The 13230-nt window shown below is 73.2% G+C and carries 10 protein-coding genes; 6 read left to right on the forward strand and 4 right to left on the reverse strand.

All coding sequences use genetic code 11. From position 1 onward, the window contains the following. Positions 1-308: 308 nt before the first annotated feature. The 3 genes from ACFVU9_RS44085 to ACFVU9_RS44095 are packed head-to-tail and all read left to right on the forward strand — an operon-like array spanning position 309 to position 3600. Complete coding sequence (locus tag ACFVU9_RS44085) at positions 309-1745, forward strand: hypothetical protein (protein WP_387603488.1); 1437 nt, start codon at positions 309-311, stop codon at positions 1743-1745. 36 nt (positions 1746-1781) lie between these two features. After that, positions 1782-2345 (forward strand): GtrA family protein, encoded by a 564-nt coding sequence (locus ACFVU9_RS44090; RefSeq protein WP_380438581.1) that lies wholly within the window; start codon positions 1782-1784, stop codon positions 2343-2345. Positions 2346-2382: 37 nt separating this feature from the next. Next, positions 2383-3600: an ROK family protein gene (locus tag ACFVU9_RS44095; RefSeq protein WP_380438583.1), complete on the forward strand. Its 1218-nt coding sequence runs from the start codon at positions 2383-2385 to the stop codon at positions 3598-3600. 61 nt (positions 3601-3661) lie between these two features. Here the strand turns inward: ACFVU9_RS44095 and ACFVU9_RS44100 are convergent, their stop codons facing one another. Next, the gene (locus ACFVU9_RS44100; RefSeq protein ID WP_380509698.1) at positions 3662-4699 is read right to left on the reverse strand and encodes an ABC transporter permease; all 1038 of its coding nucleotides are present in this window, start codon (positions 4697-4699) and stop codon (positions 3662-3664) included. A gap of 182 nt (positions 4700-4881) precedes the next feature. Between ACFVU9_RS44100 and ACFVU9_RS44105 the strand changes: the two genes are divergently transcribed. Next, complete coding sequence (locus ACFVU9_RS44105) at positions 4882-5370, forward strand: MarR family winged helix-turn-helix transcriptional regulator (RefSeq protein ID WP_380438587.1); 489 nt, start codon at positions 4882-4884, stop codon at positions 5368-5370. Positions 5371-5541: 171 nt separating this feature from the next. Next, positions 5542-7095: an MDR family MFS transporter gene (locus tag ACFVU9_RS44110; RefSeq protein ID WP_380438589.1), complete on the forward strand. Its 1554-nt coding sequence runs from the start codon at positions 5542-5544 to the stop codon at positions 7093-7095. Between the two features lie 80 nt (positions 7096-7175). On the opposite strand, the gene ACFVU9_RS44115 is transcribed toward ACFVU9_RS44110, so the two are convergent. After that, a complete protein-coding gene (locus ACFVU9_RS44115) occupies positions 7176-7436 on the reverse strand; it encodes a hypothetical protein (RefSeq protein WP_387603493.1) in 261 nt (86 codons plus the stop codon). A gap of 26 nt (positions 7437-7462) precedes the next feature. Then, a complete protein-coding gene (locus ACFVU9_RS44120) occupies positions 7463-8701 on the reverse strand; it encodes an anion permease (protein WP_380499548.1) in 1239 nt (412 codons plus the stop codon). Between the two features lie 368 nt (positions 8702-9069). On the opposite strand from ACFVU9_RS44120, the gene ACFVU9_RS44125 reads away from it, so the two are divergent. Beyond that, positions 9070-10659 (forward strand): NlpC/P60 family protein, encoded by a 1590-nt coding sequence (locus ACFVU9_RS44125; protein WP_387603496.1) that lies wholly within the window; start codon positions 9070-9072, stop codon positions 10657-10659. Between the two features lie 58 nt (positions 10660-10717). On the opposite strand, the gene ACFVU9_RS44130 is transcribed toward ACFVU9_RS44125, so the two are convergent. After that, positions 10718-13000, reverse strand: a complete 2283-nt coding sequence (locus tag ACFVU9_RS44130; RefSeq protein WP_387603499.1) for an FdhF/YdeP family oxidoreductase — start codon at positions 12998-13000, stop codon at positions 10718-10720. Between the last annotated feature and the right edge of the window lie 230 nt (positions 13001-13230).

A 13230-nucleotide genomic window follows, 5' to 3' on the forward strand; every position in this document is an offset into this window, starting at 1 on the left:
CTGGCCGCCGCCCCTGGCCGGGGCACCGGGCCCGGGGGGGCGGCGCACCGGCCCCCCCGCCCCGGGCCCTGCCCGCAGGGTGAGACGGTCTTGTGAGACGGGTCGTCAGTAAGGGAGGCTGGCCGGGTGAATCGCCACGCGCACCTGAGCCGTCGACTGGACGTCGACCTCGCCCGCGCGTGCTCGGCGATCTGTCACCGCGTCCGTTGAGCGCGGTGTTCCACCCGGCGCCCCCGCCGGGAACCCCCACCGGGTGGCCGCACCGCCATGCGCCCACGCCTGCCCGCTCACCCGATGGGACACCCTCCATGCGCTTCGCGCTGTCCTCCCGCGCCGCCGCCCTCGCGGCCGCGGCCCTGCTCGCCCTCGCGGTCCCGGCCCGTGCCGCCACGCCGTTCGGACCGCTGCCGCCGCACAACCCGTACGCGGGCCCCGACGGCACCGCCACCATGCACGGCGACACCGGCTCCTCGGACACCACCCGGCTGCCCGGGCCGCCGGCCGGCCCGCTCACCTCGCACCGCACGGCCCTGCAGTCCGCCTGCCCGACCGTGCTGGTCGGCTACGACGGCTTCCCGGTCGCGCTCTGCACCACGATCCTCGGGCGCACCCCGACCGTCCACCTGCTGGACCCGGACGACGGCGAGTCCCTCGCCGAACTCCCGCTCGCCAAGGGCTCGTTGCTCGGCGGCGTGTACGCCTACCTGGACGACCGGGACCGCCTGGTCGCCGTCGACGGCCACGGCGACCTGCTGCGGATCGGCCACCACCGCAGCGCCGACGGCGACCGGGAGCTCACGGTGGACAGCCGCCTCCCGCTGGCCGGCGCCGTCCCGGCCGGCGACGCCGTCGTCGGCATCTCGCCGGACTGGCAGGGCCGGGTCTGGTTCGCCACCGGCGGCGGGGTCGTCGGCACCGCGGACGAGCGCACCGGCGCCGTCCGCGGCCTCGCCCTCCCCGCCGGGGAACGGATCGCGAACTCGATCTCCACCGCCCCCGCCGGCACCCTCGTCGCCACCACCCACGCCACCTACCTGCTCACCGCCGGAGCCGACGGCACCCCGCGGACCGCCTGGCGCCAGGCGTACGACCGCGGGCCAGGCCGCAAGCCCGGCCAGCTCAGCTGGGGCACCGGCTCCACCCCGACCTTCTTCGGCCCGCGCACCGGCACCGACTACACGACCATCGTCGACAACGCCGCGCCGACCGTGCACCTGCTGGTCTACCGCACCTCCGACGGCTCGCCGGTCTGCTCGGTGCCGGTGCTCAGGGCCGGCGGCAGCGGCAGCGAGAACTCCCCGATCGGCGCCGGGAACAGCGTCTTCATCAGCAGCACCAACGGCTACCCGTACCCCGCGCTGCCCGCCGAGGCCGGGCCGAGCGTGCCCGCCTCCGCCGACTTCCGCGGCGGCTTCAGCCGGGTCGACGTGCGGCCCGACGGCTCCGGCTGCGACCTGGTCTGGGACACCACCGTGCGCTCCGCCGCCGTCCCGCGGCTCTCCACCGGCGACGGGCTGATCCACACCGTCCTGCGCAAGCCGCTGATCCCCGGCAGCACCGCCACGACGGTCCTCGACCCCTATTACTACGCCGAGATCGACCCGGCCACCGGCGCCGTCGGGCGCACCCGGTTCCTGGGGGCCGGCTTCCTCTTCGACACGCTCCAGATGGTGGGCTCGATCGCCCCCGGCGGAGTGGTCTACCAGGGCACGATCACCGGCGTCCTGAGGATTTCCGCCGAGTGACGAGGGGGACGGCGGACCGCGTGCGAGACTGCGAGGATGCCGTCCCCCACTCAGCGCGTCCTGGCCCGGGTGCCGGCGAGGCTGCGCCCGTTCCTGGTGCGCCACCGCAGGCTGGTGAAGTTCCTGCTGGTCGGCGGCGGCTGCTTCGCGCTCACCACGGTGATCGACTTCGAGCTGAAGTTCACCGTCCTGGAGCACAAGCCGGTGGTCGCGCTGACCATCGCGACCGTGATCGCCACCGTCGTCTCCTACGTGCTGAACCGCCGCTGGGCCTTCCGGGCCCAGGGGCAGCGGCGCGAGGCGGTGCTGTTCTTCCTGGTCAGCGTGGTGGCGATCGCCGTCAACGACGTGCCGCTGGCGGTCTCGCGGTACGTCCTGGACCTGCGCGAGCCCTACGTCGGCCCGTTCGCCCAGGAGGTCGCGGACTTCCTCAGCGGCATGATCGTCGGCACCTTCGTGGCGATGCTCTTCCGGTTCTGGGCGATGCAGCGCTGGGTGTTCACCCGCCTCGCCGAGCCCGTCGCCACCGGGACGCAGCCGCCCCTCGAACCCGGTTACGCTGCACACGAGACGTCCCGGGAGGTGCCCGGGACGCGGTGAGGCCGGGTGACCGCCAGCCAGGGAGCGGGGTGGGCACATGCGTGAGCCGGACGGAGTCCGGAGCGGACCCGCCAGCCAGCAGGGCATGCGCCGGGCCAACCTGGCGCTGGTGCTCGGCGTGATCGCACGGGCCCCGCGCTCCCGCGCCGAAGTGGCCGCGGAGACCGGACTCACCCGGGCGGCGGTCTCCTCGCTCGCCGAGGAGCTGATCGCCGGCGGCCTGGTCGTCGAGGAGGGCCCGGCCGCGCCGAGCGGCAAGGTCGGCCGGCCCGGCACCGCGCTCGGCCTCAACCCGCACGGGCCCGGCGGCCTCGGCGCCGAGATCGGCGTCGAGCACCTCGGCGCCTGCGTCGTCGACCTGCGCGGCGAGGTCGTCTCCTGGCGCCGTCAGGAGATCCGCAACCGGGGCCGCACGCCCGCCGCCGTCATGGCCGACCTCGCCGAACTGCTGCGCCGCGCCGTCGCCGAGGCGGGCCTGCGCCCGGCCGCGCTCGCGCTCGCCGTGCCCGGACTGGTCGGCACTGCCGGCGGGGTGCTCCAGCGGGCCGCCAACCTCGGCTGGCAGGAGGTGCCGCTCGCCGCCGAACTGCGCCTGGCCCTGCGCGCGGCCGGCTCGGAGGACCTGGCGGAGCTCGCGATCGACGCGGACAACGAGGCCAACCTGGGCGGGCTCGCCGAACTCTGGCTGGGCGGCGGCCCGGACCATTTCCTGCACGTCTCGGCCGAGGCCGGTGTCGGCGCGGCGATCGTGATCGGCGGGCGGCTGCTGCGCGGCGCGCGCGGCTACGCGGGCGAGCTCGGCCATGTGCCGGTCCGCCCGGACGGGCCGCGCTGCGCGTGCGGCGCGCACGGCTGCCTGGAGCAGTACGCGGGGGAGACGGCGGTGCTGCGCGCGGCGGGGCTGGAGGGCATCCGCGGCGACTGGGTGGCCCTGCTCGCCGAGCGCGCCGAGGCCGGGGACGAGGAGGTGCGCGCCGCGCTGGCCGGGGCCGGGGCGGCGCTGGGCATCGCGGCCTCCGGCGCGGTCAACCTGCTGGACCCCGCCGAGGTGGTGCTGGGCGGCGGGTACGCCCAGCTGGCGCCCTGGCTGCTGCCGTCGATGCGGGCCGAGATGGGCGCCCGGGTGACCGTCCGCCCGTGGTCGGACGACCGGCTCACGGTCTCCCGGCTCGGGCGGCGCGGGCCGCTGCTGGGCGCCGCCGTCGGGGTGGTGCGCGCCGTCGTGGCCGACCCCGGCCGGCTGGCGGGCGCCTGAGACGGCCGTGCCCCCGGCCACGGGGGCCGGGGGGGCACGGGATCCTTCCGCAGGGCGGGGCTCAGGCCTCCTGGACCAGCTCCCGGCCGCCCGAGCGCGGGCCGCGCACGACGGCGAGCAGGGCGACCGCCACGCCGAGGACCGCCCACACGACGAGCACGAGGAGCGGCATCGCCATGTTGGTCGAGCCGAAGTAGGCGATCGACTTGGTCGCGGCGGTGCCGGCGCCGTTCGGGATCCACGAGCCGATCGCGCGCCAGAACGGCGGCATCATCGGCGCCGGGTAGACCCCGCCCGCGCTCGGGTTGCCGAGCACCACGAAGATCAGCACCGCGATGCCGATGCCGATGATGTCGAACAGGCACTGCAGCGCCATGGTGAACGCGCCGACCGTGAACACCACCAGGGCGCCCACCGCCGACAGGCTCGGGATCGAGCCGGGCAGCGCGTCCAGGACCGGACCGGCGATCAGGGTGCCGAAGACGCCGGCCGCGATCGAGTACAGCGCCATCGCGCCGAGCCGGATCAGCAGGCGGTGGACGTTGGCCGGCTTGGAGCCGGCGCTGATGCCGAGGATCGAGGCGACCAGGTAGCCGCCGACGCACCAGCCGATGACCAGGTAGAACGCGGAGAGGCCGTTGGTGTCGCCCTTGGCCAGCGGGACGACGTCCTCGACCTTGACGGTGCGGCCCTGGGTCTTCTCCAGCGCGGTCGTGATGCTCTCGGCGGCCTTGGCGGCCGAGGTGCCGCGGGCGCCGCCGGTCAGCAGGGTGTCCTCGGTGCCGGCCGGGTTGAAGACCAGCGCGGCGTAGATCTTCTGGTCCTTGATCCGCGCGGTGGCGGTCTCGGCGTCCGGTGCCGTGACCGGCTTCACGGCGTCGTTCGGCACCGACTCCAGCGCGCCGACCAGCTTGGGCGCGACCTGCGGCGGGGCGACCACCGCGATCGACAGGTTGTGCGGGGCCGGCTTGTGCAGCGCCCCGACGTACGACGTGATGAAGCCGAGTTGGAGCAGCAGTACGGCGATCACCATCAGCGCTGCGCGCGGGGTGACCGCTCCCTTCAGTTCGGCGACGAAACCCTGCCCCGGGGCGGCCATCCACATCTCCTTGGTATCGGGGGAAACCTGCGGTTTCGGGGGGAAACCCATGTTTCGAGGGAAACCTGCGATTCGAGCGGAATCAGATACTACGAGAACCGATACTTCATACCATGAAGTAGTTGGCTTGTCGCACCGCACGCGCCGCGTTCCGGCCACCGCCGCTGCGGGATACTGGCGCGGTGAGTGCGGAGAGTGGCGAGCGGGTGCCGGGCGGGCGAACACTGGACGAGGGCGCGCTGCTGGCGGTGGACCGCGAGGTCGCGCTGATGTTCCGGCGCGGCCGGGCGAGGGTCGCCGAGCTGTCCCGCCGGGTGCACCCGGAGCTGGAGGGCATGGCGTACAGCATGCTCGGCTACATCGAGCAGGCCGGGCGGGTGCGGGTGACCGACGTCGGCGTGTACTTCGCGGTCGGCAAGGCCACCGTGAGCCGGCAGATCAGGGCGCTGGAGGAGCTGGGCCTGGTCGCCCGGGTGGCGGACCCGCTGGACCGGCGGGCCTCGTTCGTCTCGCTGACCGAGGACGGGCGGCGGCGCTACCTCGCGGCCAGGGACGTCCGGATGCGGCGGGTCCGCGAGGTGATGGGCGGCTGGTCCCAGGAGGACGTGGTCCGCTTCGCCGAGCTGCTGCACCGCTTCAACGACGTGTTCGGCGAGCCCGCGGGGGAGTGACCGCAGGGGGTCGTGTGGGTGGGGTCGCGGGAGGGGCCGCCGGGGGTCGCGCGGGAGCGGCTGCCCGGGGGCGCGCGGGTGGGGCCCGGCTTTACTTTGCCTTGAAGAAAGTTGCCCTAAGCAACCATCTGCTCGTATGGTTGCCTAAGTCAACGATTTCTAAGGACCGGGATGACCGTGACCACCGAGGCCGCGACCGGCGCAGCCGCCGCCGTCGACGACCGACCCATGACCCACCGACAGGTGATGGAGGCGCTGTCCGGCCTGCTGCTCGGCCTCTTCGTGGCCGTGCTCTCGTCGACCGTCGTCTCCAACGCCCTGCCGCACATCCTCACCGACCTCCACGGCGGCCAGTCCGCCTACACCTGGGTGATCACCGCAGCGCTGCTCACCCTCACCGCCTCCACCCCGATCTGGGGCAAGCTCTCCGACCTCGCCAGCAAGAAGGTGCTGCTGCAGATCGCCCTGCTGATCTACATCGCCACCTCCGCCCTGGCCGGCCTCTCCCAGAACACCGGCGAACTCATCGCCTGCCGCGCCCTCCAGGGCATCGGCGCCGGCGGTGTCGTCGCGCTCGGCCAGATCTGCCTGGCCGCGATGGTCCCGCCGCGCGAGCGCGGGCGATACAGCGGCTACTTCGGCGCGGTGTTCGCCCTCGCCACCATCGGCGGCCCGCTCATCGGCGGCGTCATCGTCGACACCTCGTGGCTCGGCTGGCGCTGGTGCTTCTACGTCGGCATCCCGTTCGCGATCGCCGCGATCCTGGTGGTCCAGCGCACCCTCAAGCTGCCGGTGGTCAGGCGCAAGCCGAAGATCGACTACCTCGGCGCGCTGACCATCACCGGCGCCGTCAGCCTGCTGATGGTCTGGATCACGCTGGCCGGCAAGAACTACGCGTGGCTGTCCTGGCAGACCGCGGCCATGGTCGGCGGCGGCCTGCTGCTGGGCGCGCTCGCCGTCGTCATCGAGCGCCGCGCCGCCGAGCCGATCATCCCGCCGGACCTCTTCCGCTACCGCACCGTCACCCTGGCCGCGCTCGCGAGCGTGCTGGTCGGCGTCGGCATGTACGGCGCGACCACCTTCCTCAGCCAGTACTTCCAGCTGGCCCGCGCCAAGTCCCCGACGATGGCCGGCCTGATGACCCTGCCGATGATCCTCGGCCTGGCGCTCTCCTCGACCGTCGCCGGCCGGCTGATCACCAAGTACGGCCGCTGGAAGGCCTACCTGGTCTCCGGCACGGCGCTGCTCGCGATCGGCTTCGGCCTGCTCGGCACCATGCGGACCGACACCAGCTACGTGCTGCTCTCCGTCTACATGGCGATCACCGGCATCGGACTCGGCCTCACCATGCAGAACCTGGTGCTCGCGGTGCAGAACACGGTGCCCCGCAACGAACTCGGCGCGGCCAGCTCGGTCGTCACGTTCTTCCGCACCATGGGCGGCGCGATGGGCGTCTCCGCGCTCGGCGCGCTGATGAACAACAAGGTCGGCCACTACCTCGCCGAGAACCTGGCCGCCGCGCACATCCCGGCCGGGCACGCGGCCTCCGACGGCGGCATCCCGGACCTGCACAAGCTGCCGGCCCCGATCCTGCCGCTGGTGACGGACGCCTTCGGGCACGGCGTCGGCACGGTGTTCCTGTGGGCCGCGCCGTTCGCGCTGGCCTCCTTCGTCACGGTGCTGTTCATCCGGGAGACGGCGCTGCGGACCACGCAGCAGAACTGACGCCTCCGGTACGCGGGCACGGAAACGGGCCGGGAAGTGGGGATCCACTTCCCGGCCCGTTCGCGTGTGCGCGGTGGGGACTACGGCGCGGCGATCAGCACCAGGCCGTAGACGACGGCCGCGGCGCAGACGGCGAAGCAGGCGTACGCGCCGGCCAGCGCCAGCCGGCCGCCGGCGGCCTGGGCGGTGCCGGCCTGGGCGGTGCGGTCCTCGCGGGCGGTCAGCGCGGCCTCGCGGCGGGACAGGGCCAGGATGCCGAGCGCGAAGACGGTGACCACGGCGACGGTGACGCCGAAGCTGATTCCGGCGGTCTGGGCCAGGGCGTTCCACTTGATGTGCATGGTGTGTGCTCCTCAGCCGGCGGCGCTCAGGCCGCGACCGTGGTCGAGGCGGTGGTGGGGGCGGCGTTCGCCGGGGCGGCCGGGGTGACGTCGACCGCGGTGACGTCGGCGGCGGTGACGTCGAGCGCGGTGACGTCGACCGCCGTGACGTCCTCGACGGAGCCGACCTCGTTGACGTTGTCCGCGCCGACCGGCTGGCGGCGGGAGATCAGCCACATGCCGCCCGCGCCGGCGACCAGCGCGGCGCCGACCAGCACCACGCCCCAGGTGCCCTGGCGGACCACCAGGGCCGCGCCGCCGGAGACCAGGCCGGCGGCCGGCAGGGTCAGGCCCCAGGTGTAGACCATGCGGCGGACCATGCTCCAGCGCAGCTCCGGCTTCGGGCCGCCGAGACCGGCGCCCATGATGCCGCCGGTGCAGACCTGGGTGGTGGAGAGGCCGAAGCCCATGTGCGACGAGGTGAGGATGACGGTCGCGACCGACGACTCGGAGGCGAAGCCCTGCCGCGGCTGGATGTCCGCCAGGCCCTTGCCCATCGAGCGGATGATCCGCCAGCCGCCCATGTAGGTGCCGAGCGCGATCGCGGCGCCCGCCGAGACGATCACCCAGGTGGGGGGCAGCGCGCCCTTGGGCAGGGCGCCGACCGAGACCAGGGTCAGGGTGATGATGCCCATCGTCTTCTGGGCGTCGTTGGTGCCGTGCGCGAGCGAGATCAGCGAGGACGAGAAGATCTGGCCCTTGCGGAAGCCCTTGTCCGTCGTGGCCCCGTTGCTGCGGCGGGTGATCAGGTACGCCAGCTTGGTGGCGCCGAAGGAGGCCAGGCCCGCGACGAACGGGGAGGCGACCGCCGGGATCAGGATCTTGGTGACCACGGTGTCGAAGTTGACGCCGTTCATGCCGACGCCGACGATCGTGGCGCCGATCAGGCCGCCGTACAGGGCGTGCGAGGAGCTGGACGGCAGGCCGCGCAGCCAGGTCAGCAGGTTCCACAGGATCGCGCCGACCAGGGCGGCGAAGATGATCTCGGGGTGGATGCCGGTCTTCTCGTTGACGATGCCGCCGGAGATGGTGGTGGCGACCTTCACGGACAGGAACGCGCCCGCGAAGTTGAGGACGGCCGCGATGGTGACCGCGACCTTCGGCCGGAGGGCTCCCGTCGCGATCGCGGTGGCGGACGCGTTCGCGGTGTCGTGGAACCCGTTGGTGAAGTCGAAGGCGAGCGCCGTGATGATCACAACGGCTACCAGGAACGAGATGTGTTCCATACCCAAACAATCGTCGTAGTTGTCGCACGGACGTTGGTGTCGCTCGCGACCGTAGGCAGGTTCGGTGAACGGAAGGTGAACTGAGCCGGGAATCGTGGTTCCGCTGGTGTCCTGGCGATGGCCGTAAGCTTTCGCAGGAGTGACATGGGTCGCGCTGAGCTGGACCTTAGCGAAGAACGCCCCGGTTCGCACACGTTTGCTGAGACCTGTCTCACAGGTGAACGGGACCGTGAACGGGACCGTGAACGGGGCTGTGAACGGAGAATTCACCTTCCGGTCCTGGCGCGCCCTGTTTCCGGCGGGTAACCCGTGGGAGGATCGCCGGGATCCGGGGAACCCGGGGACGGGCAGGGCGGGGAGGAAGACCCATGGGCGGGGAATCGCGGCGCGGCGAGACGGTGGGCGTACGACCCTGGGTGCGGGCCGCCCTGCGCTGCGGAGCCGTGCTGGCCGCCGCCGCGCTGGCGCTCCCGTTCGCCGCCGGGGCCGCGTACGCCGCACCCGACCCGGGCACGCCCGGCGTGACGGCGCCCACGGCCGCCCCGGGGGACGACCCGCTCGCCGCCGCCAAGGCCACCCTCGGACCGCTGCTCGACCAGCTGCACGCGCTCTACCAGGGCGCCGAGGCCGCCACCGAGCAGTACAACGGCGCGGTCGCCAAGGTCACCGAGCAGCAGACCGCCCTCACCGACCTGCAGAACCGCCTCGAACGCCAGCAGAAGCAGGTCGACGCCGGCACCGACATCGCCGCGCAGCTCGCCGCCGCCCAGTACCGCAACGGTGCCACCTCCGCCTACGCCGAACTCCTGCTCTCCAAGGACCCGTACGAGGCCGTCACCATCGCCGAGCTGCTCGCCACCGCCAGCCGCTCGCAGTCCGAGTTCCTCGACCGGCTCAAGGCCGACCGCAACGAACTCGCCGGGCTGACCGCGCAGACCGCGGACGCCCTCAAGACCTCCCAGGCGCTCGTCGCCCAGCAGGAGGCGGCGAAGGCCAAGGTCGCCACCGACCTCGCCGCCGTCGAGCAGCTGGTCTCCTCGCTCACCGGCGCCCAGCGCACCGAACTGGAGAAGCTGGAGAAGGCCAAGGCCGACGAGGCCCAGCTCGCCTTCCTCGCCAGCGGCGCCCTCGGCCAGGGCGAGCGCACGCCCTCGCTGGCCGGTCGCGCGGCGGTCGCCTTCGCGCTGGCCCAGCTCAACAAGCCCTACCTGTGGGGCGGCATCGGCCCGGACTCGTACGACTGCTCCGGCCTCACCTCGCAGGCCTGGCTGCACGCCGGCAAGCCGATCCCGCGCACCAGCCAGGAGCAGTGGGCCGAGCTCCCGCACGTCGCGCTGAACCAGATCCGGCCCGGCGACCTCATCGTGTACTTCCAGGGCGCCACCCACGTCGCGATGTACATCGGCGGTGGGCTGATCGTGCAGGCCCCCCGGCCGGGCGCGGTGATCAAGGTCTCGCCGATCGGCTCGATGGCGATCCTCGGGGCCGTCCGCCCCGACCCGTCCGGCGCGGCCGACGACGCCGGCGGCGCCTGGAAGGTGCCCGACCTCCCGACCGGCTGGGACACCGTCACGCCGATCGCCCCGACCCCGGCCGAGCAGCGGCCGCCGGTGCCGGCCCCGGCCCCGGGCACGACCCCGGCCCCGGGCACGACCCCGGTCCCGGGCACGCCGGCGCCGAACCCGGGGACCCCGTCCACCACGCCCGGGACGCCGTCCGGGACCGGGACGCCGTCCGGGACCGGGACTCCGTCGGGTACGGGGTCGCCGTCGGGGACCGGGACTCCCTCGGGGACGGGTACGCCTTCGGGGACGGGTACGCCGACGCCGAGTGGGACGGGCACTCCGACGCCTTCCGGGACGGGTACGCCGACGCCGTCCGGTACGGGGACGCCCACTGCTTCGGCGCCCGGGAGCGCCACTGCCACGCTGCCGCTGATCGGTGGCCTGCTGCCCTGAGTCCCGTAGCCGGATGGAGAGGCCGCCCTGAGAGGCGGCCTCTCCGTTGTTTGGAGGCTCAGCCCGCGGTGCTGTCCGGCTCGAACCGGATGACGACCGCCTTCGACGTGGGGGTGTTGCTGATGTCGGCCGTCGAGTCGAGCGGGACCAGTACGTTCGTCTCGGGGTAGTAGGCCGCCGCCCCGCCGCGGGCCACCGGGTAGTGGACCACCTTGAAGTGCGGTGCGCGGCGCTCGACGCCGTCCTTCCACTCGCCCACCAGGTCGACGAACGCGCCCTCGGTCAGGCCGAGTTCGGCGGCGTCGGCCGGGTTCACCAGGACCACCCGGCGGCCGCCCTTGATGCCGCGGTAGCGGTCGTCGAGGCCGTAGATCGTGGTGTTGTACTGGTCGTGCGAGCGCAGCGTCTGCAGCAGCAGGCGACCTGGCGGGACCTCCGGGGCGGTCAGCGGGTTGACGGTGAAGTTGGCCTTGCCGGTGGCCGTCGGGAAGGTCCGGGAGTCGCGCGGGCCGTGCGGCAGGGTGAAACCGCCGGGGCGGCGCACCTTCTCGTTGTAGTCCTCGAAGCCGGGCACGACCCGGGCGATCCGGGCCCGCAGGGTGTCGTAGTCGCCGGCGAAGTCCTCCCACGGCACGGTGTCCTGCGGTCCGAGCACGGCACGGGCGAGGCGGCAGATGATCGCGGTCTCGGAGAGCAGACCGGGCGCGGGCGGGCGCAGGCCGCCGCGCGAGGCGTGCACCTGGCCCATCGAGTCCTCGACGCTGACGAACTGGGCGCCCGAGCCGGTGACGTCCCGGTCGGTGCGGCCGAGGGTGGGCAGGATCAGCGCGCGGGCTCCGGTGATCACGTGCGAGCGGTTCAGCTTGGTCGAGACGTGCACCGTCAGCCGGCAGCGCCGCATCGCGGCCTCGGTGACCTCGGTGTCCGGCGTCGCCGCGACGAAGTTGCCGCCCATCGCGAAGAAGACCCCGACCTTGCCGTCGCGCATCGCGCGGATCGTGTCCACCGAGTCGAGGCCGTGCTCGCGCGGCGGTTCGAACGCGAACTCCTTGCCGAGCGCGTCCAGGAACGCCTTGCTCGGCCGCTCGAAGATGCCCATCGTCCGGTCGCCCTGCACGTTGCTGTGCCCGCGCACCGGGCAGACGCCCGCGCCGGGGCGGCCGACGTTGCCGCGCAGCAGGAGGAAGTTGACCACCTCGCGGATGGTCGGGACGGCGTGCTTGTGCTGCGTGAGGCCCATCGCCCAGCAGACGATGATCTTCTTCGAGGCCAGCACCATGCGGCCGAGCTCCTCGATCTGCTCCCAGGGCAGGCCGGTCGCGGTGAGGACTTCGTCCCGGTCGGTCGTTGTGGCCTGGGCCTCGAACTCCTCGTAGCCGTGGCAGTGCTCGTTGACGAAGGTGCGGTCGACGCCGTTTCGTTCCAGGACCAGCTGGTTGAGTGCCCGGAACAGCGCGAGGTCGCCGCCGAGGCGGATCTGCAGGAACAGGTCGGTCAGCTTGGTGCCGTGGCCGACCAGGCCGCGGGCGTTCTGCGGGTTCTTGAAGCGCTCCAGGCCCGCCTCCGGCAGCGGGTTGACGCTGACGATCTTCGCGCCGGCCCGCTTGGCGCGCTCCAGGGCGGAGAGCATCCGGGGGTGGTTGGTGCCCGGGTTCTGGCCGGCCACGATGATCAGGTCGGCCTGGTAGAGGTCCTTCAGGCTCACGCTGCCCTTGCCGACGCCGAGCGTCTCGGTGAGCGCCGAACCCGAGGACTCGTGGCACATGTTGGAGCAGTCCGGCAGGTTGTTGGTGCCCAGGCGGCGGGCGAACAGCTGGTAGGCGAAGGCGGCCTCGTTGCTGGTGCGGCCCGAGGTGTAGAACGCGGCGCCGTCCGGGGTGTCGAGGGCCTTGAGTTCCTCGGCGATCAGCGCGAAGGCGTCGTCCCAGGAGATCGGGGTGTAGTGCGTCGCGCCCTCCTCCAGCAGCATCGGCTGGGTGAGGCGGCCCTGCTGTCCGAGCCAGTAGCCGGAGCGCTCGGCCAGGTCGGCGACCGGGTGCGCGGCGAAGAACTCGGCCCGGATCCGGCGCTCGGTCGCCTCCTCGGCGACGGCCTTGGCACCGTTCTCGCAGAACTCGGCGGTGTGCGTCTTGTCCGGCTCCGGCCAGGCGCAGCCGGGGCAGTCGAAGCCGTTCGGCTGGTTCACCTTGAGGAGCGTGGCGAGGGTGCGGCGGGCGCCCATCTGCTCGGTGGCCATGCGGAGGCTGTGGCCGACGGCGGGCAGGCCGGCGGCCGCGTGCTGCGGCGCGGACACCTCGGGGGCGTCCTGCAGGGGGTCGCTCTGCGGGGCCTGCTTCGGCATGACTGCGCTCCTCGGCTCTGCTCTTCGGGCCGCCGCACCGTCGCGGGGGTCCGGGGACCATCCTTTCACCTGGGGGATCGGGGTGGGAGGGCCGCTGCGCGGGGCTTGGGGGGTCGTGGGCTTTCGGGTGGGTGGGGGGTGCCGGGGGTGGCTGCGGGGGTGGCCGCTCCGGGGGCTGGATGATTTTCCGACTGCCGACTCTGTGGGTGGGGTGTTCTCACCGTTGGCAG

It is taken from the genome of Kitasatospora sp. NPDC057936, assembly GCF_042887525.1.
In the GTDB taxonomy this organism is placed as follows: domain Bacteria; phylum Actinomycetota; class Actinomycetes; order Streptomycetales; family Streptomycetaceae; genus Kitasatospora.